This is a genomic window from Halomonas sp. TD01 (assembly GCF_923868895.1).
GTDB lineage: Bacteria > Pseudomonadota > Gammaproteobacteria > Pseudomonadales > Halomonadaceae > Vreelandella.
The window spans coordinates 2,233,858-2,255,392 of record NZ_OV350343.1 but is presented as its reverse complement, the minus strand read 5'-3'; the positions used below and the strand labels follow the sequence as shown (position 1 = coordinate 2,255,392).

Genomic DNA, 21,535 nt, shown 5'->3' with positions numbered 1-21,535 from the left:
AATACGGCCACCTAATAAGGTGGCCGCAACGTTTAATAGAATGGCTAAACAGGTACTAGAAGGCGACATTCAATCCCAACCAAACACGGCGACCATCGTCCACGTAGCCGTACTCATCGTAAGTAATGCGCTCATCAAACAAATTATAAATACCGGCATTTACCGTGGTGCTATCGTTTAGCTTGTAACCCACCCCTGCATCCACAAAGGTATAAGAAGGTGCCACCACAGAACGGCTTGATGGGCCAGTAGTGGGCTGACTCTCTTCACCGCGGTAGCTCACTTTTGTCCATTGGCTGAGTCGCGAGTTGACCTGCCAGTCAAGCGTAGCCGAGACCTGGTGGCGCGGTAGCTGCGTCAAAGGCTCGCCAGCATATTGGCCACTTTTTTGTTCGGAGTCAGTGAAGGTATAGCTAGCCGTTAACGAGACTGCATCTGTCAGCGGTGCTGCCAGACTGGCTTCCACCCCTTGCGTAATCGCCTCATCAACGTTGACGCGATAAGTAGGGTCGCTGCCAAAATCATTACGACCATCGGTACAGATATCGATAGGGCAAGCAATACGAGTAATTTTATCGTCAAAGTCGTTGTGGAACAGCGTCAAACTGCCACTTAGACCTGCATCATTGGCGTAGAGCAGTGCAATCTCTTTGTTAAGCGACGTTTCAGGTTTAAGGTCCGGGTTACCGTAAATATTGCCACCGCGGCTGACCTGCCCCCAATCGGGAGTGATTTCACGCAGACTTGGCGATCGATAGCCGGTTGAAACGCCCCCTTTAAGCGTCCAGTCAGGTGTCACATTCCAAACACTGTAAAGGCGTGGGCTTACGTGGCTGCCGAAGTTATCGTCGTCATCGACGCGTAAGCCACCGGTCAACGCCCAGGTGTCGGTCAGCATCCACTCATCTTCTACAAACAGCGCCCGCTGGCTATTTTCGATTTCAGTCCGGTCAGATATCTTGTTGGTGGTGGTATCGCTCAGCGACTCCTCTTCGTAGCTCGCTCCAACGGTCACTAAGTGCATACCTAGTGGGATCACCGCGCTAGTTTTAGCGGTGGTGTTGGTAATTTCGATGTCGCGGGATTTGTTGTCGCTACGCTCACGCTGCACAAAGGTCTCGCTAGTCCCCCAGTCAAAGCGGCCACTGTGGGTAACGGCAACGTGAGTGTTGGTGTACTCGCCGATGCTGTCGGTACAACCACCTTTGCAACCCTCAGCAGCGGCAGAACGCCCTACCCTTGAGTGGCGATCCTGTTCGGTAATGCCAGCTTCGGCGGTGAAGTCGTGATTATCGTTCGCCGCGAAGCTCAACCGTGCAGTTAGACTTTGCAGGCTTTTCTCTTCGTAGCCATTCAAAATATCATCTTCATCCCGTTCAGACGCACGCCCATAAAGCTGCAGCCCTAATCGCTCACCCACTAACGGCCCGCTTAGGTAGAAATTCGCTTGGCGGCTGTCTCCAGAATTGCTGTTCTCTTGAAGCACTGTGTCGAGCTGCACATTGCCGTGCCATTCATCGGCCACTTTACGGGTAATCACGTTGATCACCCCACCAATAGCATCTGAACCGTAAAGTGTCGACATTGGCCCACGTACTACCTCAATGCGCTCAATCGCTTGTAGCGGCGGGAGCCAATCTTGTTCGAACCCCGCGCTACCATTCGGGCGTGATTCCCGAGAGTTTTGCGGACGTCCATCCACCAAAATCAAGGTGTACTGAGAGGGCATGCCACGAAGTGAGATATCATTGCCGCGATCTCCTGCACCGCCACCGGTGACAATCACGCCAGGCACATCGCGCAGCGCGTCAGTGATATTTTGATAGTGGCCACGCTCAAGCTCTTCCCGAGAAATAACGCTAATAGAAGCAGGCGCACTAGTAATTTGCTGTTCAAAACCTGACGCGGTAACCACAACATCATCTAGTCGAGGCGTTTCTTGTGCCAGCACGGCACTACAGGCCAATGAAGAGATGACGCTGGCCAATAGCGTGCGACGCAAACGAGAGAACATAGCTGGGTTCCTTTGATGTGAAAGAGCATCTGAAATACAATGCGAATTATTAACATTCGTATTTTTGCATAGTCTTTGCACAAAGAGGTCGCACAGCGCGTTCAGCCACCCGGAACACAAATGCCAATTATTTTCATTCACATCATTAGATGGCACAATAGCGTTTCAATTGCTGCCCAGTGGCTCCGACCATGTACGATTTTGATGAACTCGCCGCGTTTGCCGATGTGATGACCACCGGTAGCCTGACGCGCAGCGCACAAAAACTAGGGCTTGCTAAATCAACGTTGAGCCGCCGCATTAGCCAGTTGGAAGCCCGATTGGGTCAGCCACTGCTCAGGCGGCAAGCCAACCGGTTGATCCCCACTGAAGCAGGGCTGCTGTTTCATAACTACTGCACAGAACTGCTGGCGATGGCGGCACATAGCCAGGAAGCGTTGGCAGAACTCCGTGAGGAGATCAGTGGAAAAGTAACGCTGGAAGTACACGGGGCATTGGCACGAGGTTGGATGGCAGGTGTTGTTGATGCGTTTTTAACCCGCTATCCAAAGGTGGAATTAACCCTTCATACCCGAGAGTCACCGCCCACTAAAATGCACAGTAACAGTGTGCACATCTGGCTAGGGGCAACGCACGAATGTGGTCTCAACCAGGAGCGGTTGGGGCACTTGACCCGTGGCCTTTATGCCAACCCCAGCTATCTTGCCAACGCTGGTTACCCTCAGCATCCAAGCGAGCTAGAGGCACACGCGTGGATTGATTTACTCGATAGCGCTTCTAGCGGGCTGCTGTTACACCATACTCATCACGACGACTTTCTCTTTAATGCGCCCCGCTCGCGGCTGCGAGTCGATCTAACGGTGCTTCAAATTGATGCCATTGCCTATGGCCAAGGCATTGGGTTGCTGCCTCACTGGGTGGTTGAAAAACGTGAGCAGCATCATCCCGGCGACTTAGTCAGTTGCTTGCCTGGCTGGGAACCCGCTCCACTGCCGATCACCATGCTGTACGCTTACGGCCACCACTCACGCCGGGTTAACGCACTGCTCGAGTTTTTACGTGAGCAAGTCCCCGCCGCCTGGCAACCCCGTCACTCAACCGCTAACGTTGATTAACCAATTCACCTTGCCAGTTAGCGGCCTAATTAACGACAATGAGCCGCTAATCATCGTCAAGGAATAGTAATGCTCGCCGAACTTTTTGCCGTGATGGCTCCGGTACTTGCCGGTGCTGGGCTGGGATATTTATGGGTACGCTTAGGGCATCCCTACCCCGTCGACTTTATTACTCGGTTGGTGTTTAACATTGGCACACCCGCGCTGGTGCTCGCATCACTTTCTGGGGCTAATATTGATGCCAATAGCTTTGGGCAGATGATGTTTGCCACTACCCTAGTGATTCTCACCATGGGCGCGGCGAGCTTTGTGGTAGCCAAACTATTGCGCCGCAGTTGGCGCGTATTACTCGCCCCAATGATGTACCCCAACACCGGCAATATGGGGCTACCCGTTGTCCTGTATGCCTTTGGCAGCGCAGGATTTGCCTATGGCATTACGGTGATGGTGACAGTCTCACTCTTTCAGTTCACGTTAGGGGCCGTTCTTAATAGCAACGGAAGCCCGACTAAAACGTTGCTTAAAACGCCCACCGTCTATGCCATTTTGATTTCGATGGCGCTGCTATTAACCGATACATCACTTCCCCCTTGGCTGGCCAATACAGTCGACCTAATGTCTGGTTTCACCGTACCGCTTATGCTGATTACGCTCGGCGTCTCCCTAGCCAGCATCCAGGTAAAAAGCCTGCGCTCCGGCATCGGCTTTAGTCTGGTGCGCATTCCCCTTGCTGCTGGGGCTGCGTGGCTAATTGCGGGCTGGGTTGGCCTCCCCCCTCTGGCGCAAAGCATTCTAGTGCTGCAAATGTGCATGCCTGTAGCGGTGTTTAACTACTTGTTCGCCCAGCGCGCTCAGCGCGAACCCGCGTATGTCGCCAGCCTCGTTTTCTGCTCTACGCTACTTGCCCTGGTGTATTTGCCGATACTGCTAGCGTTTCTGATGTAGCAACACAAGGAACCCCGCCTGGTTTAAGCAGTCACTGCTAAACTGGAACATGATCATCACTAGCCACGACGACAGGAGTGACCATGATGCGCCAAGCACAAGAACGCCATACAGTGTTAATGATTCCCTTTCAACGCTGGTTTCTGACAGCCATTGGCGGGCTAATGTTGGCAGGTATTTTCAATAATGCCCAAGCAGAAATGGTTCACGATACGATTGAAACCGATCAGATGACCTTGTCACTTGAACGCGTGGCTAGTGGGTTGAGCAGCCCTTGGGCCGTTGCTTTTTTGCCTGACGGTCGTTTTTTAGTCAGCGAACGCCGTGGCCAACTAACACTGGTAGATCAAGACGGTAACCAGCGGACACTTGAAGGGTTACCCACGGTCAGCCATCAGGGTCAAGGCGGGCTTCTCGATATCACCCTACATCCGGCATTTGGTGACGGTGAACACAACTGGGTTTATTTCACTTGGAGCAAACCCGACGGTAATCACAGCCGTTCAGCACTTTCACGGGTTAAGTGGCAAGAGGATTCACTGGGCGAGATCGAGCACCTTTTTGAACAGGATCGTGCCTCTTCACCCGGCCGTCATTACGGTTCTCGTTTGGCATGGCTAGCAGACGGCACCCTAATAATGAGTATTGGTGACCGCGGCGTTAACCCATCCCGAGCCCAGGCACGTGACGACCATGCAGGATCAACGCTGCGTTTAACCGACACGGGCGACGTTCCTGATGACAATCCTTTTGTGGGCGATGACAGTACCCTGGATGAAATTTATTCCACGGGCAATCGCAACATTCAGGGTATGACGGTACTTAGCAATGGTGAAATTTGGGCGACCGAGCATGGCCCGCGCACAGGCGATGAACTTAATCACATCAAAGCAGGCAGTAATTATGGCTGGCCGGAAGTTAGTTTGGGTAATGATTACAGGACTAATGAGCCGATCGGAGTCGAATCGAAGCCCGGCATGGTCGACTCGGTTTACCGCTTTGAGGGTCGTTTTGCGCCTTCGGGCCTTACCGAAGTCACCAGCAGCGCGTTTGGAGACTGGCAGGGGCAGCTATTAGCTGGCGGTTTAGCCAGCGAAACGTTGCTGCGCCTGCAATTGGAAAACGACAACGTTGTGGATGCAGAGGTTATTCTTGACGGCCACATTGGCCGCATTCGTGATGTGCGCCAAGGGCCTGGCGACGCCATTTATTTGCTAACCGATGGCGATCGGGGCAGCCTTTACCGTTTGCAGGTGGTTAATTAACCCATACTAACGTTATCTGAACCGCTACTCTTTATACTGCCTGTCTACACTGTCCCTGCTGTTCACTGATGAACGGCTGATATTCATCATGGATGCCTGATGCGACTACGTAATTTAATTATTTTGACGGTGATCGTGCCGCTGTTTGTCATTCTAGTGGTATTTAGCCTAGTGGCTATCAAATCACTGGAAGATAACGTGCGTTCCAAGCTGCAAACCGAAGTTGAGATTATCACGCGGGCACTGGGCACATCTCTGAGTTACGCCGTCGCTCGCGATAGCGACACTCCGTTAGAAGAAGCGCTGCAATCCGCTTTTTCATTTCATCGTATCTATGGTGCTTATGTGTTCGATACCCAAGGCCGAGAGGTCTATGGGCTTGGTTTGGGCAAAGACCTGTTTACTTCGAATGAGATTCAGCAGGTTATCGAACAAGATGACCTATACAGCAATTACCGCCAACAGGAAGGCTGGACGTACTACTCAGCGTTGATTCCGCTGCGGGCGCAAGACGGTACGGTGCAAGGTGTTCTGCAAGTAAACCGACTTAATACCGGCATCGAAAACTATACGGGCTTTATCAGCATTGTGGCGGTACTGGTGTTTGTGATTGGGGCTGCCGGTATTGTTTTTAGCATCTGGTGGGGCTTTAGGCACTATATTGAACGGCCGCTCAATCGCCTTTTACACGTGATGTTACTGGTGGAAGATGGCGACCGCAGCCAACGAGCCACCGTAGATGGCCCGACGGAATATCGCCGCTTAGCATCAGGCTTGAACGGCATGCTAGATGCCATGGCAGAAAAAGATCGCGATATTGATGCCCGCCGGCAGCGCGAAATCGAATTAGAAAAGCGCCTGCGCAAATCCAAAAAGTTGGCCGAGTTAGGTGTTCTAGCAGCCGGTGTGGCCCATGAAATTGGCGCGCCGTTAACCGTCATCAATGGCCAAGCCCAGCGTTTAGCCCGCAGGGACACCATTGGCGACGACGAACGTGCACGACTAAGCCGTATTCGAGGCGAAGTAGAAAGAATTGTTCAAATTGTTCGCCAGTTAATGGAATTAGGCAGACAACATAACGTAGAGAAAGGCACACAAGCGTTGGATCAGCTTATCCTGAGTGCCAGTGAGTTAGTGGAAGAGGAGCTGGAACCACGAAATATCCATTTGGATATTGATCTTCCCTCCCCTACCCCCCATTTATTGGTCAATGGGCAGCAAATTGTGCAGGTACTCACCAATTTATTGCGCAACGCAGCGCAAGCGCCTGACGTTAGCTGTATACGCCTTAGTGCCAAGCAGTACAGTGAAGAGCTAACGCTTTGGGTAGAAGATGACGGACCTGGCATTCCAGCGTCGCACCATCAGCAGGTATTTGACCCTTTCTTTACGACCAAACCGGTGGGCCAAGGCAGCGGCTTAGGGCTCTCCATGGTACATCGCATTATTAACGATCACGGCGGGACGATTGGCGTATTTAATAGCGGCCTTGGCGGCGCTGGATTTGAGATTACGCTCCCCCTTAGTGAAACCGCATCCGCTTGAGGAAAACGTTTGTGACCCATCAGGAACCCCTTTTACCTTTATTGGTAGTGGAAGATGACGCCGCTATACGTGAGTTATTAGAAGAAGAGCTCAACGACGCGGGCTACGACACGCTAGGCGTTCCCAGTGCCGAGGACGCCCTGGCGCTACTTAGCCATACACCTGTGGCGATGATGATTACGGATGTACGTCTTCCTGGAATGACCGGCATTCAGTTGCTTCAACAGCTGCGCCAAAGCGGCAGCGAGCTGGGTATTATTGTCATTACTGCGTTTGGCACCATTGACCAAGCTGTCGAGGCGCTAAAGCTAGGAGCCGATGATTTTCTAACCAAGCCATTGGATTTAGATGCGATTCGTGAGGCGGTCTTTCGCGTCTTAGAGCGACAGCGCTTGTCGCTTTCTCACGATACCGAGCTGAGCCACTTTCATGGCATTGTCGGAAAAAGCTCAAGCATGCAGTCTCTGTTTCACGATGCATCCCGGCTTGCTAAAAGCGATGCGCCTATTTTGATTCTAGGCGAAAGTGGTACCGGTAAAGAACTATTGGCCCGCGCTATCCATCAAGAGAGCAAACGCCACGAAGCACCTTTTGTGCCTGTTAACTGCGCCAGCATTCCTGCCGATCTAATGGAAAGTGAGTTTTTTGGCCATGTAAAAGGGGCATTCACCGGGGCAAACGAAGCGCGTCGTGGCCTGTTTCATAGCGCTCAAGGCGGCAGCCTGTTTTTGGATGAGATTGGCGAAATGCCCGTTAATCTTCAGGCCAAACTGCTACGTGCGCTGCAAGAAAAGACCGTACGGCCAGTCGGCGGCGAACGTGAGGAACCGGTAGATGTCCGTATCATTGCCGCGACTCATCGCAATCTTGAAAAAGAGATCGAACAGGAAAACTTCCGAAGTGACTTGTTCTATCGCCTTGAGACGTTCTCGCTGCGCATCCCTCCGCTGCGTGAGCGGGGCACCGATATTGAGCATCTCGTGTTTGCATTAATCGACAAACATGCTGAAGCGCAGAGCAAGCAGGTTGAACAAATTGAGCCCGAAGCCCTGAATAGCCTGCTGAACTACACCTACCCAGGCAACGTACGCGAACTGGAAAACGCCATTATGCGGGCCGTAACATTGAGTGAAGAAGGTGTATTGCAACACAAAGATTTGCCAGAGCGGCTGCGCGAACAGGCCAGCCAACATAACGGCTCGGAAATAACGCCGACACTCAGCGGCGAAGTGTTGCCCGGCACTCAAGTTCCAGCGCCTGCGCCTACCCGTTGGCCCAGCCTGGAAGAAGTAGAAAAGCGCTATATACGCAAAGTGTTAGAAGCCACCGGCGGCAATAAGCGGCGTACTGCTGAAGTGTTGGGTATTGCTCGACGAACGCTTTATCGTCGTTTGGAAGATAACGAGGAATAACTTGGTGCAAATTGCCGGCCACTAAACAGTGAGACCGGCTATCTGTGTATATGCCGACAGGCTTTGCGCTACATGCAAAAATAGGGCATGCGTTGGATTCCCTCTTTTTAAAGATGGCTTTCCAACATAGTCACTGCCACAAAAAAACCCCCGCGGGCGCGGGGGGAAAAGGATGATAAACCGTGTGGAGCAGCCGCAGGGAACAGACAGCTGGGTCGATTTATCATCGTAGGGAGCGTTAACGATTACTGACCGTTGTTCATCTCATCGTCGTTCTCATCAGCACCTGGCATCGGGTCGGTGCCTTCACCAAATCCTGGATTTTCCTCGGGATCTTCTACGTTGCTAACGTCTTCACTGGGCATCGGTTCTTGTGATGCCGCTGCATCATCGCTTAGCCCTGGGTCGCTCATGGCAGGGTCATCTGCTACTGCGGGTTCATCGTTCATCATAGGATCCGACGTAGTGCCCATAGCGGCATTATCGTTCGCAGTAGATGTTTGTCCAGTAGAAGAGGTTGCGTCCTGCTCCATCGTTTCTGGCTGTTCAGCAGGCGGCATAGCGTCGTCACCATTACCACAACCGGCGAGCGCAAGTGTGCTTACGGTGGCCGCTAACATGCACAGAGTAAGTACACGGGGGCGTTTGGTAACTTGATTAACGTGTTTATCCATAAGGCTTACCTCCCTTCTAACCAAAAAATATCGCTTAACTACATACCTCAATACACGATTCACGCCAAACAACCTTAATCATTAAAAATTAATATAAAAATCATAACTTTAAAAAAATAAAAAAACATAAACTGAATCCCGAGCGAATTGTTACTGCGGGTTCAAACTGACACATGTGACGACTTTTGACGCTTGGTGGAAGGGGCGTTGTGACACACCCTACCCACTTATGTATAATAAATATTAATAAATAACCAAACCTTAACTTAATTTTTAATTATGAACCGTTTTGTGTCGCTGTTTGCAGGGAAAGCCATCTGGTACTGGGAAGCGAGCTGAGCAACGACACAAGGCTGCTCATTCACGCAATAGGCACCGCTGATGGACGAAACCCGCCCTGTCAAAATTCAGGTCCGCGGCTTAAGCAAGGTATTTGGCAAACTGCCGAAAAAAGCCCTTGAACTTCGCGACCAAGGTTTAAAACGCCCTGAAATTCTTGAGAAAACTGGCCAAACGCTAGGTCTATCAAACATTTCATTCGACGTCTATGAAGGCGAACTGCTCGTCATCATGGGGCTTTCTGGTTCTGGCAAGTCAACGTTAATTCGTTGCCTAAATCGCCTGATTGATACCACTGAAGGTGAAATCATAATTGATGGCGAAAACATTCCCACGCTAAGTGAGAAAGCGCTTTTAGAGTGTCGCCGCCGCCATTTTTCAATGGTTTTTCAAAACTTTGCGCTTTTCCCGCACCGCACGGTACGCCAAAACGCCGAGTTCGGGCTTGAAATTCGCGGTGTAGATAAAGTAGAGCGTAAGCAAATTGCCCAAAATGCGCTAACGCAAGTGGGGCTAGATGGCTGGGAAGAGGCTTATCCGAATCAGCTTTCCGGTGGTATGCAGCAGCGTGTCGGTCTAGCCCGTGCCCTGGCGAATGATTCCACCGTGCTATTAATGGATGAAGCCTTTTCAGCGCTTGATCCTTTAATCCGAAAGGATATGCAGCAAGAACTGTTACAACTGCAATCTAAAATGCAGAAAACAACCGTCTTCATCACCCACGATTTAGATGAAGCACTCAATATTGGCGACCGCATCGTGCTACTTAAAGATGGCGAAGTCGTACAGATCGGTACACCGGAAGAAATATTAACCCAACCTGCTGATGACTACGTACGCCGCTTTATCGAAGGCGTCGATCGTTCGCGGGTGTTAACCGCCGAGAGCGCCATGCGCCCCGTGCGTTCTACCGCCCGTGAAAGCGACGGCCCGCGCACTGCACTACACCGTATGCGTGACCATAGTATTGATTCAATTTATGTCACTGATCGTGACCGCCGCCTAATAGGTCTGTTAGAGGCCGAGTCGGCAAGCAAGGCTATTGATGCCAAGTCAGAAACGATTACTGATTACCTGACTCAAGACTTCCGCAAAGTCCCTCCAGAAGAACCCCTGCAAAACCTGTTCGCTATGTTTAGCGATAAAAGCTTCCCCATAGCCATCATTGACGAGCAGCAGCGGTTGCTTGGTGTCGTTGTGAAGGGCGCGGTACTGGATGAATTAGCACGAGCAGGAGAACAGTAATGGATATTCCAAGCATCCCCCTTGGCGATTGGATTGAAAGCGGCCTGACCTGGTTGACCAGCGAATACTCATCTGTAACCCGGGCAATTTCACGCTTTACTCAAACCGGCATAGACGTCCTAAACGATAGCTTGATGTGGTTACCTGAGTGGGCGCTACTTGGGTTAATCACCCTACTCTGCTGGAAGTTAGCGGGTGTTCGCTTAGCGATTGGTTCAGTGGCCGGGCTAGCCTTAATTTGGAACCTGGGCCTTTGGAACCCGATGATTGAGACGCTCACGCTAGTGGTCTTCGCGACCCTGGTTGCTGTGGTTATCGCATTACCTGTAGGCATTGCGGCGGCATTATCTAATCGGCTTTACCGATTGATTATGCCGATATTGGACTTCATGCAGACCATGCCTGCGTTTGTTTACCTGATACCGGCGATTCCATTTTTCGGCATTGGCTCCGTATCCGCCATTTTTGCGACGGTGATTTTCTCGATGCCGCCTGCTATTCGTTTCACAACGTTAGGTATCCGTCAGGTACCGGTTGAGCTTATCGAAGCCGCCGATGCCTATGGCGCGACGCGCAGCCAAAAACTTTTCAAGGTTCAGCTTCCACTCTCGCTACCAACAGTGATGGCAGGTATTAACCAGACCATTATGCTGGCACTTTCAATGGTGGTTATCGCCGCCATGATTGGTGCAGACGGCCTGGGTAGCGAAGTGTGGCGCGCGATTCAGCGGCTACGCCCCGGTGATGGATTTGAAGCGGGTATCGCCGTGGTCATTCTGGCCATGCTGCTTGACCGTTTAACCCAATCATTACGGAAAACACGCCGCTCACAGTGAATCAAGGAAGGTCACGCGGCCACCATCGAGCTGCGTTGACCGATCTTCTTGATCCACTCTTTTTGCATGTGCATGCTGATAGCACGCCTATAAATTTTTAGTTACGTAACGTTGGAAAGCATTCTTACTACGGTTGTGGCGCTTAACCACTATATTGATAGACGCCAGGACTATTTCCCCAAGGAGCAAGTGAATGAAAAGTCGTACGTTGAATCACCGCATCCGCCTCGCCTCATTAGCCCTCATTGCCGGCACTGGCGTTGCCGCTGGAAGTTTGGCCCATGCCCAAGATCAGGGCACTATCAACCTTGCCTATGTTGAATGGTCGTCTGAAGTAGCGTCTACCAACGTAGTCGCTGCTGTATTAGAACAAGCGGGTTTCGAAGTTGAGCTAACCTCACTTTCTGCCGCTGCGATGTTCCAGGCGCTTTCTACTGGCGACGCCGATGCCATTGTTGCCGCTTGGCTACCCACCACCCACGCTGACTACATGGAGCGTGTAGGTGACAAACTTGAAGATCTCGGCATGAACTTGGATGGCACCAAGCTAGGTTTGGTAGTGCCGGCTTATACAGATGTTGATTCTATCGCTGACCTAAACGACAACGCCGACAGCTTTAACGGCGAGATCATCGGTATTGACCCCGGTGCGGGCCTGATGGCTCTTACTGAAGAGGTCGTGGATACCTATGACCTCGGGCTGCGCCTGCGTAGCGGTAGCGGTGCCACCATGACCGCCGCGCTTTCAAGCGCTATTAACAATGAAGAAGATGTTGTGGTGACTGGCTGGACGCCACACTGGATGTTTGCCCGCTTTGACCTGAAATACCTTGATGACCCAGAAAATGTCTATGGCGGTGCCGAGCAGATTCATACCGTGGTACGCCAAGGCCTAAAAGATGACATGCCAGAAGCCTACGCCATTCTTGACGCCTTCGAGTGGACACCCGAGCAGATGGGCGAAGTCATGCTGATGAATCAGGAAGATGGCAGCGACCCCTATGAAAATGCTAAGCAGTGGGTTGAAGATAATCAAGAAGTGGTAGAGCAGTGGCTTAATAGTTAATGCCATTAGCCAGACGATGAAGCAACAGAGGGCTGCGGCCCTCTGTTGTGATTGATAATATCGCTGTAATAAAAGCTAATTTTCAAGGCTGCATGCAGCCCGTTGAATAAAGATTAAGCAACGTTTGCTATTGTACTGATGGTACGCCCGCCAGCTAATGCCTGTTAGGAGTGAGATGTTGATGTCAAAACATAGTACTCCTCGAATGCATAGCCGTTTTTGTTCAACATGGAGAGGCTAAAGTGGATAATCCTGATTCAAAACGCTCCCCAGATGAGCCGGTCTCAGAGGGCATTCCCGCCCCTGACGGCCCAGCAAATCTAATAGATACCGATTACGTTATCGGCCAAGACAACATCACCACCAGTACGATGGGCGTGAACCTTGATCTACATGGCAAGGTATTCACCATCTCGTCAATTGTGGTTCTACTGTTTGTCATCTTAACACTCGCATTACAAGACACTATCGCACCGGTATATGACGCTATTTTTAGCTTTCTGACCGGTAATTTGGCGTGGTTCTTTATTTTTGCCGCCAATATTTTCGTTATTCTGTGTCTTGGGTTAATTATTTCGCCGCTAGGCAAAATCCGCATCGGCGGCGCTGATGCAAAGCCCGACTTTACCTATGTGGGTTGGTTTTCAATGCTATTTGCCGCAGGCATGGGCATTGGCCTGATGTTCTTTGGCGTAAACGAGCCGCTGACCCACTTTGGAACATCCTTTGATGGTGGAAGCTGGGCACCGTTAGCGGGCGCCGAAGGTGATGCTGCAGGTGCGGCTGCACTGGGTATGGCAGCCACAATCTTCCACTGGGGCCTACACCCCTGGGCGATTTACGCGGTCGTGGCGCTGTCACTTGCCTTATTTTCGTTTAACAAAGGGCTACCGCTGTCTATGCGCTCGGTGTTCTACCCCATACTCGGTGAACGCGTATGGGGCTGGCCGGGGCATCTAATCGATATTCTGGCAGTATTTGCCACACTGTTTGGTTTGGCAACGTCGCTTGGTTTGGGCGCAACCCAAGCAGCGGCAGGCTTGACCTACCTGTTTGGCGCACCAGAAAGCGATATCACGATGATTCTGCTCATCATCGGCATCACGATTATCGCTATCGGATCAATTATGGCCGGTGTCGATAAAGGCGTTCAACTGCTCTCAAAAATCAACATCGCTATGGCGGCAGTGCTGCTTTTCTTCGTTATTGCCGTTGGCCCAACGTTGCTCATCGCCACAGGTTTCTTTGAAAACCTGCTTAACTATGTTGTCCACTTGCCAGCACTGTCGAATCCGTTTGGCCGTGAAGATGCGAACTTTAGCCAAGGTTGGACTGCCTTCTATTGGGCTTGGTGGATCTCCTGGTCTCCGTATGTAGGTATGTTTATCGCACGGGTTTCCCGTGGCCGTACTGTGCGCGAATTCTTGGTTTCGGTTCTACTAGTGCCTTCCATTGTATCGGTACTCTGGATGACCACCTTTGGCGGCACCGCCATTGACCAGTACGTTAGCCAAGGTATTGAAGCCGTGCGCGACGCGGGCGTGGATCTGCAATTGTTCATCATGCTTGAACAACTGCCGCTGTCACAAATCACCTCGTTTGTTGCTATTTTGCTGGTCATTATTTTCTTTGTGACCTCTTCTGACTCTGGCTCACTGGTTATCGACTCTATTACCGCAGGCGGCAAGGTGGATGCACCGAAGCCACAGCGCGTGTTCTGGGCGATTATCGAAGGAGCTATCGCAATTGCGTTGCTGCTTGGCGGCGGTTTGACCGCACTGCAAACCATGGCGGTTTCTACTGGCTTCCCGTTCACCATCATCTTGCTGGTGGCATGCTATGCCATTATCAAAGGGCTGATGAGCGAACCTAAAGCGGTATGATGTGAATCTCAATTGCACTAAACCACAAACGGGCAGCCAAATGGCTGCCCGTTTGCGTTAAGCGATTCCACCCCTTAAACCCAAATATCTTTCAACCGTGTCTCAGGCGTGTAGTGGTGACTGATCTGCGCTTGTAACAACTCGGCTGTCGCCAGTGCGTCGACCAGTGCATGATGACCTTGATAGGCAGGCAAACCATAGCGTTCACGGCTTGCATTTAAGCGAATCGAAACAGGCGGACGCCCCAGCCAGCGGCGAAATCGTGCCCACAATGTTTGTCGATGCATACGCGCCTCAAGCGACATGGTATCGATCATCGGGAACATCACCCCTTCTCCCCGCCGCGCTTTAACGGCAGCATCGAGAAATGGACGTTCGATATTGCGAAAATGCACCACCACCAATCGCCCAGCCAGCACAGCTAATAGCTCATTCAGTACTGCGTCCAAGTCTGGTGCAGTGGCTATTTCTGAGTGTGTGATGTGATGGTAAGCAATGGACTCCTCATCCAAGGGCCTAGGAGGCTTCACTACCCAGTAACGACGCTGGGCGAGCGGAATGCGATCCAGTGTGAAAGGCACCACACCAATGCTGACAATCGCATGACGCCGCTCATCCAGCCCCGTTGTTTCCATATCTAACGCCACCATCGGCACTTGCGCGATAGGTGTATCAGGGTTGGGTAGCGGCGTTGCAAAAAATTGCCTAAGCGCATCATCATGGGTTTGTTCGGCACGCTCAGCCATATAGCCTATCCAGTTAGCTTGAACTACTTTTTGGCGGGGCCGGATTCCATGCATATTATCGCCCCTGCCGCTGAGCGGGCACTGGATAGCGGAACTTCAAGAATTTTTGCGCGTTGTTGAGTACTTGAAAAGCATCTTTAAGCGTGTGACGCTCGCTATCCTCGACATTCTCCGGCTCGATATTGTTATCGGGGAAACGGTCTTCCTGCAGGTCTATCACTTGATGGCGAATCCGCGACATACATAAAAACTCAAACGCGTAACTGAGCTTATCGCTTACGCCCGTCGCAAGTAGCTGGGTATTGCTAATATCGTTTAAGCGCTGGAAAGAGTTTTGCGCTTTAGACCCACAGGCCAGCGCATGTACCCGAATAAGGTCAACCATGGGGGCAGTACCACGCCGCTTTAGGTTGATAGAATTATTATGTTTTCCATCCTTTTCCATCACAAACGTGCGGAAGAACCCAAGCGGCGGCGTTCGATTCAGCGCATTACGGGCCATGGCTGCCAAAAATAGTGGCGACTGAGGAGCCGTTTGGGCAATCAAGTCCTGAAGCGCTTCAACCAAGTGGTCTTCGCCGTAAATGCTGTCTAAATCGAAGAAGATCGAACTATGAAGCAGCCTTTCAGGGGTTGGGTTCGCCATCCAATCTTGAAAATAGCGCTTCCAAACATTCAACGGCTGACGCCATTGGCGGTTGGTCGCCATTACATCGCCTTTGCAGTAGGTATAACCGCAAGCATCTAGGCCATCGCTTACAAAGGCAGCTAACGCGTGAAAGTAGTCGTCATGCTCGTCGGGATTGAAATCGTCTGACAAGATCAGTGCATTATCCTGATCGGTGACGATACTTTGCTCATTTCGCGCCATGGAGCCATTAACCATAAAGCAGTAAGGCACAGGCGGTGGCCCTAGCTCTTCTTCAGCAAGCTCTAGCAGTCGCCGCGTAAAACTACGCCCAATGGTCGACAAGGCACTTCCCACCATCTGCGAATTAGCACCCTCTTGCACCATTCTTACAAAAGCAGCGCGTACATCTGGAGCAAGTTTCGCTAGCCCCTGGGCACTGGACTGGTTGAAAATATTGCTTACCAGATACAGCCCACTTTGCGTCTCGTAACGAATAATATCGGAAAGGTGAACAACACCCACCGGACGCTGGCGATAGAGCACCGGTAAGTGATGAACATTGTTGCGCAGCATCGTCAGCATGGCTTCGTAAACCGATGCATCCGACTGAATGGTAATTAACCGTTCGGAAACAACCTCTCCAATGGCCGTTTGCGCTGACAGTCCTTCAGCTACAATGCGGGTGCGGAAGTCACTATCCGTCAGAATGCCGCACATTTGCCAGGTTTTGCCTTCGCTATCCTGAAAGCTGTAGCGCGGATTATTACTGCCTTCATTAATTACCAACACCGCCGACGCTTGAGCCTCATTCACTTGCTTAGCGGCTTGCTGAACGGTGGTGGTGGACTCAACCATGACGGGATAACGCGTTACCAATTTGCGTATCCGCGTGACCATCATGTCGTTAGATTTCTTCTGCTGCTCTGCTGCGGTTTCTAAACGGGGGCGCTCGAGTTCAACAAAGTCAGCAAAATCGTCATCTTCTTCACATAGCCGTTGAAAGACGGCGTTGGGAATAAAGTAGATTAGCGTATCTTCGATCGCTTTAGCGGGTAACCGAACTTTATGGTTTCTCAGCAGGCTAAAATGCCCAAAGATATCCCCCTCGCCCAAGCGGTTATAAAGCTCACCTTGACGACGATATACCTCAACGGCTCCGCTACGGATATAGCACAACTCCGTGAGCATATCGTCAAACTTTAATATATCGCTCCCGGTTTTGTAGTAGCGTACTTGAACCTGCTCGGCTATAGCGTCTAGCAATACATCCGATAAGCCATCAAACGGGGGGAACTGCCCCATATGCTGACGTATTTCTAACAGTTCAACATCCATGCGATCTCCTGCACTTGGCGCGGCAGCATCATCAATAGATGAAGTTTGTCTTGGATAACGTGTATCGTAAACCCTCCAGTCACAAATGAGAGTTAACAAAAGCAAAAAACCCAGCGTAGAACGCTGGGTTTGCATTGGGTCAAACGGGTTATGCTACATAGGTGTCTAGCTCAAGGAGAACTACCATAGAACCTATCACCATAACTTTGAACCAGGGTTGTCATAAACAGAGTTACGACTGGTTAGCCATTTCCTGAACACGCTGCATCATTTCAGGGTCTTGCTGGATTGACTGACCAATGGCGTTAAAGGTATCAACATCTAGACCACTATCTTCAACGACTTCAATCATGCGGTCGTTGGCTTCAGCGCGAACTTCCTGTTGGGTAGTTTCATCTTCTGCTTCCTGCAGACGCTGTGTGTACTCTTGAGAGATCACGGCGATTTCTTGAGAAGCATCGGCGAACTGTTGTAGTTGCTGATCAGAAAAGTCCTGAGCGGGCGCTTGCTGGGTAGCCATCGGATCCTGAGCAGGGTCTTGAGTTTGCTGCGCGTGAGCGGTGCCAGCCAGAAGACCTGTAGCGAGAAGAGCAGCAGAGAACAGAGCAGTCATACGTTGCATAGAAAGAAACCTCATTGATGCGTTATGAATGTGCACCGTGTGACGCGTTGTTCAGGAACAGGTTCAACTTTTTATGTAAAAGTTAGTGACAGAAAGAACGTAACGTAACAAAAAAGCACGCAAAGAATCCCTATGCAGAGGAATTATGGCCAATAATATCAATCACTTAAAAAACATTAACATGGCTTCTTTAGGCCTTGCCGCGATGCCTGGTTTATTTGTTTTACTCTGGAGCACGGGGTTCATTGGCGCAAAATTTGGCCTTCCGTACGCAGAACCTTTCACGTTTTTGTTTATTCGTTTCGTACTCACCCTGATGCTGCTTATTCCACTGACGTGGTTAATGCGCATCGCATGGCCTTCATCGCCAGCACTCTGGCTACATATAGGTGTTTCAGGGCTTTTGGTACACGGTACTTATTTAGGTGGGGTTTTTTACGGTATTTATTTGGGGATGCCTGCTGGGCTTGCAGCGTTATTGGTTGGCCTACAGCCGTTGCTAACGGCAGCCTGTGCTGGACCGCTGCTGGGTGAACGCTTAACCACCCGCCAGTGGCTGGGGCTACTGCTTGGCCTTGTGGGCATATGTCTTGTACTGGGCAGCAAGCTAGAGTTCGGCACCTCGCTTTTTGCTGGATTTGGCCTTGGCGCCTTAGTTAGCGTGATGGCCGCCTTGGTGGGAATTTCATTGGGTACGCTTTATCAGAAACGCTACTGCACTAGCATGCCACTTCTTTCCGGGGCGGTTATTCAATACATAGCGGCAGGCATGCTACTGGGCATTGGGGCCCTGCTGTTTGAAACCCGCCAGGTCGAATGGAGCATGACGTTTGTGCTCACTCTCGGCTGGCTAGTACTTATTCTGTCTATCGCAGCCATCCTGCTGTTAATGGCGTTGATAAAAAAAGGCGAAGCATCGCGCGTTGCCAGCCTGTTTTATCTAGTGCCACCGGTTACCGCGCTGCAAGCATGGTGGCTTTTCGACGAGCGTCTTCCACTGCTCGGACTGGCAGGCATGGTCATTGCCATTGCAGGAGTGGTCATGGTGGTACGTAAACCTAGCAGTAAAGAAAAAGCTTGAAGCGTTACAATCGCTCCAAGTAGCGGACACCGCCTAGATTACGCATCTGCTGAAGAATCCACTGGCTGCGGCGCTCTACCTGAGCGTCTGGCCGTGACGCGCTGCGGGTACGCGGACTAGGAAGAATAGCCGCTAGTAGGCTTGCTTGCCGTTCGGTCAATGCACTTCCAGACGCCCCAAAATAGTGCCCCGCCGCCGCTTCTAGTCCAAATACTCCTGTATCCCACTCAGCGACATTTAAATACACTTCCAGTATGCGTTGCTTGCTCCATAGCATTTCAATCAGCAACGTAAACCATACTTCTAGCCCCTTGCGGGCCCAGCTACGGCCGCTCCATAAAAAAACATTCTTGGCTGTTTGCTGGCTTAACGTGCTGGCCCCCCGCAGCCGCTCACCATCAAGACTGGCCTTCAGGGCACGCTTTAGCTCAACTAAATCAAAACCACGATGCTGAGGAAAACGCTGGTCTTCCGCTGCTATCACCGCCAGCTTGGCATTGCTGGATAGATTTTCCCAACTTCTCCATTGGCGTTGTATATCGATAGGTTCGCTGTTTATCCAGCTTTGAATTTTACGCTCTACCATCACCATCGAGCCAGGAGGCGGGACAAATCGGAATAGCAACACCAGCGCAACTGAAAGGACAATAAAAGCCAGCGCGCCACGCCAAATAAGACGCCATATCAAACCAAGAAAACGGCGCAACGCGCGATTAAGCATTTCGATATCCTTAGCGCTTCATGAGGTGTTCTGCATGATAGCGCAAATGCTCCTCGATGAACGAGGCGATAAAGAAGTAGCTATGATCGTAGCCTGGCTGGCGGCGCAATGTCAGCGGGTGATCATGCTCTTCACACACCGCTTCCAAACGCTCCGGCATCAGCTGCTCATCCAGGAACTGGTCGGCCTCACCTTGATCGATAAATAGCCGCTGACGAGAGGCACCATTAGCGACCAGTTCACAGGCATCGTACTGGCGCCAACGCGACTGGTCGTCGCCCAAATAACTGGTGAATGCTTTTTGTCCCCAGGGGCAGTTCATTGGGTTAACAATGGGCGCAAAAGCGGAAACCGAACGGAACCGGCCAGGATGGCGCAACGCCAAGATTAACGCCCCGTGACCGCCCATGGAGTGACCACTGATCGACTCACGCCCGTTCACTGGGAAGTGCTGACGCACCACCGAAGGCAGCTCTTCAATCACGTAATCATACATGCGGTAATTCGATTTCCAGGGGGCTTGAGTGGCGTTTACATAAAAACCAGCGCCCGACCCTAGATCATAACTTTCATGTTCACCGGACAGCTCAGTGCCGCGAGGGCTGGTGTCGGGGCAAACAATCGCCACCCCTAGCTCAGCAGCGATGCGGTGCGCGCCTGCTTTCTGCATAAAGTTTTCATCGTTACAGGTCAGGCCCGACAACCACCAAAGCAGCGGTACGCGCTCATTCTCAGCCTGAGGCGGCAGGTAAACCGCGAACACCATGTCGCAATCCAGCGCCCGGGAGTAATGGCGGTAGCGCTTGTGCCAGCCACCAAAACTGCGATTGGCAGACACCAGTTCTAAAGTTTCACTCATGCTCATGGGCAGGCTCCTTGAAAAGATGAAAACGCGGCGGGTTTCCCCTACCGCGCTCATTTACCCTATTACCAATGATACTCAGTAATGCAGCACGGTACGAATGCTCTTACCTGCATGAAGTAAATCAAAGGCTTCATTAATTTTCTCAAACGGCATGTCGTGGGTAATAAAGTCGTCGATATTCAGCTCGCCATTCATATAGCGTTCGACGTAACCCGGTAACTCACTACGACCTTTAACACCGCCAAACGCAGAGCCTTTCCAAACGCGTCCGGTGACCAGTTGGAAGGGGCGCGTGGAGATCTCTTCGCCAGCGCCCGCGACACCGATGACAATAGACTCACCCCAGCCTTTATGACAGCACTCAAGGGCCGAGCGCATTACGTTAACATTGCCGATACACTCAAAGGAGTAATCAACGCCGCCGTCAGTCATATCGACGATTACCTGCTGAATCGGATCGCTGTAGTCTTTCGGGTTGACGAAGTCGGTCGCGCCAAACTGCTTGGCCAATTCAAATTTATCGGGATTTACATCGATAGCAATAATCTTCGAGGCTTTTGCCATTACCGCCCCTTGGATGACCGCTAAACCAATCGCGCCCAAACCAAAAACGGCGATGGTGGAGCCTGGCTCTACTTTTGCCGTATTAAGTACCGCACCAATACCGGTAGTAACGCCACAGCCCAATAGGCAAATTTTATCCATGGGTGCTTCTTTGGAGACCACCGCAAGCGACACTTCCGGCAGCACGGTGTACTCACTAAAGGTCGACGTACCCATGTAGTGATGCAGCATTTTGCCATCTAGCGAAAAACGCGAAGTGCCATCAGGCATCACACCTTTTCCCTGAGTAGCGCGCACGCTGCCACACAGGTTGGTTTTACCGGAGAGGCAGAATTTACATTTTCCGCACTCGGCAGTGTATAGCGGGATAACATGGTCACCCGGCTTAACGCTGGTCACACCCTCGCCAACTTCCTGTACCACACCAGCGCCTTCATGGCCCAATACCGCTGGGAAATTACCTTCAGGATCAGCGCCAGACAGGGTATAAGCATCGGTGTGGCATACGCTAGTCGCTGCCATCTTAACCAATACTTCGCCCGCCTTCGGGCCTTCTACATCAATTTCGACTAATTCAAGCGGTTTACCCGCTTCGAGTGCTACGGCGGCACGTGATTTCATCATGCATCTC

At 51.4% G+C, this 21,535-nt stretch carries 18 protein-coding genes; 10 read left to right on the top strand and 8 right to left on the bottom strand.

The features are described 5' to 3' along the window. Window positions 1-55: 55 nt before the first annotated feature. A complete protein-coding gene (locus tag L1X57_RS10200; protein ID WP_009721458.1) occupies window positions 56-2,014 on the bottom strand; it encodes a ligand-gated channel protein in 1,959 nt (652 codons plus the stop codon). 191 nt (window positions 2,015-2,205) lie between these two features. Here L1X57_RS10200 and L1X57_RS10195 point away from each other — a divergent pair, with 191 nt between their 5' ends. The 5 genes from L1X57_RS10195 (at window position 2,206) to L1X57_RS10175 (ending at window position 8,296) form a co-directional block, all read left to right on the top strand. After that, a complete protein-coding gene (locus L1X57_RS10195; protein WP_009721457.1) occupies window positions 2,206-3,129 on the top strand; it encodes a LysR family transcriptional regulator in 924 nt (307 codons plus the stop codon). 69 nt (window positions 3,130-3,198) lie between these two features. Next, the gene (locus L1X57_RS10190) at window positions 3,199-4,074 is read left to right on the top strand and encodes an AEC family transporter (RefSeq protein ID WP_009721456.1); all 876 of its coding nucleotides are present in this window, start codon (window positions 3,199-3,201) and stop codon (window positions 4,072-4,074) included. Window positions 4,075-4,160: 86 nt separating this feature from the next. Next, entirely contained in the window at window positions 4,161-5,339 is a 1,179-nt protein-coding gene (locus tag L1X57_RS10185; RefSeq protein ID WP_009721455.1) for a PQQ-dependent sugar dehydrogenase, read from the top strand. 99 nt (window positions 5,340-5,438) lie between these two features. Continuing rightward, entirely contained in the window at window positions 5,439-6,884 is a 1,446-nt protein-coding gene (locus L1X57_RS10180) for a sensor histidine kinase (RefSeq protein WP_009721454.1), read from the top strand. Window positions 6,885-6,895: 11 nt separating this feature from the next. Beyond that, a complete protein-coding gene (locus L1X57_RS10175; RefSeq protein WP_009721453.1) occupies window positions 6,896-8,296 on the top strand; it encodes a sigma-54-dependent transcriptional regulator in 1,401 nt (466 codons plus the stop codon). A 245-nt stretch (window positions 8,297-8,541) separates the two neighbouring features. Here the strand turns inward: L1X57_RS10175 and L1X57_RS10170 are convergent, their stop codons facing one another. Continuing rightward, on the bottom strand, window positions 8,542-8,970 hold the full coding sequence (locus L1X57_RS10170) for a hypothetical protein (protein ID WP_009721452.1): 429 nt from the start codon (window positions 8,968-8,970) through the stop codon (window positions 8,542-8,544). Between the two features lie 381 nt (window positions 8,971-9,351). Here L1X57_RS10170 and L1X57_RS10165 point away from each other — a divergent pair, with 381 nt between their 5' ends. From L1X57_RS10165 to L1X57_RS10150, 4 genes are all read left to right on the top strand, one after another. Further along, window positions 9,352-10,554: a quaternary amine ABC transporter ATP-binding protein gene (locus tag L1X57_RS10165; RefSeq protein ID WP_009721451.1), complete on the top strand. Its 1,203-nt coding sequence runs from the start codon at window positions 9,352-9,354 to the stop codon at window positions 10,552-10,554. Next, complete coding sequence (locus L1X57_RS10160; RefSeq protein ID WP_009721450.1) at window positions 10,554-11,390, top strand: ABC transporter permease; 837 nt, start codon at window positions 10,554-10,556, stop codon at window positions 11,388-11,390. Before L1X57_RS10165 ends, L1X57_RS10160 begins: the two co-directional genes overlap by 1 nt. Before the next feature lie 193 nt (window positions 11,391-11,583). Further along, window positions 11,584-12,456 carry a glycine betaine ABC transporter substrate-binding protein gene (locus tag L1X57_RS10155; protein WP_009721449.1) on the top strand — a complete coding sequence of 291 codons (873 nt, stop codon included), beginning with the start codon at window positions 11,584-11,586 and terminating at the stop codon, window positions 12,454-12,456. Window positions 12,457-12,698: 242 nt separating this feature from the next. Continuing rightward, window positions 12,699-14,339, top strand: coding sequence for a BCCT family transporter (locus L1X57_RS10150; RefSeq protein WP_009721448.1), 1,641 nt, complete (start codon window positions 12,699-12,701; stop codon window positions 14,337-14,339). Window positions 14,340-14,413: 74 nt separating this feature from the next. On the opposite strand, the gene L1X57_RS10145 is transcribed toward L1X57_RS10150, so the two are convergent. From L1X57_RS10145 to L1X57_RS10135, 3 genes are all read right to left on the bottom strand, one after another. After that, complete coding sequence (locus L1X57_RS10145; RefSeq protein WP_009721447.1) at window positions 14,414-15,139, bottom strand: 3'-5' exonuclease; 726 nt, start codon at window positions 15,137-15,139, stop codon at window positions 14,414-14,416. Window position 15,140: 1 nt separating this feature from the next. Next, on the bottom strand, window positions 15,141-17,051 hold the full coding sequence (locus L1X57_RS10140) for a DUF294 nucleotidyltransferase-like domain-containing protein (RefSeq protein ID WP_009721446.1): 1,911 nt from the start codon (window positions 17,049-17,051) through the stop codon (window positions 15,141-15,143). A 232-nt stretch (window positions 17,052-17,283) separates the two neighbouring features. Beyond that, window positions 17,284-17,673, bottom strand: coding sequence for a DUF4168 domain-containing protein (locus L1X57_RS10135; protein ID WP_009721445.1), 390 nt, complete (start codon window positions 17,671-17,673; stop codon window positions 17,284-17,286). Window positions 17,674-17,854: 181 nt separating this feature from the next. On the opposite strand from L1X57_RS10135, the gene L1X57_RS10130 reads away from it, so the two are divergent. Next, the gene (locus tag L1X57_RS10130) at window positions 17,855-18,754 is read left to right on the top strand and encodes a DMT family transporter (RefSeq protein WP_442786590.1); all 900 of its coding nucleotides are present in this window, start codon (window positions 17,855-17,857) and stop codon (window positions 18,752-18,754) included. A 4-nt stretch (window positions 18,755-18,758) separates the two neighbouring features. On the opposite strand, the gene mtgA is transcribed toward L1X57_RS10130, so the two are convergent. The 3 genes from mtgA to L1X57_RS10115 form a co-directional block, all read right to left on the bottom strand. Further along, entirely contained in the window at window positions 18,759-19,475 is a 717-nt protein-coding gene (gene mtgA / locus L1X57_RS10125) for a monofunctional biosynthetic peptidoglycan transglycosylase (RefSeq protein ID WP_009721442.1), read from the bottom strand. Between the two features lie 10 nt (window positions 19,476-19,485). Next, the gene (fghA, locus tag L1X57_RS10120) at window positions 19,486-20,340 is read right to left on the bottom strand and encodes an S-formylglutathione hydrolase (RefSeq protein WP_039868396.1); all 855 of its coding nucleotides are present in this window, start codon (window positions 20,338-20,340) and stop codon (window positions 19,486-19,488) included. Window positions 20,341-20,415: 75 nt separating this feature from the next. Then, complete coding sequence (locus L1X57_RS10115; RefSeq protein WP_009721440.1) at window positions 20,416-21,525, bottom strand: S-(hydroxymethyl)glutathione dehydrogenase/class III alcohol dehydrogenase; 1,110 nt, start codon at window positions 21,523-21,525, stop codon at window positions 20,416-20,418. Window positions 21,526-21,535: the final 10 nt, after the last annotated feature.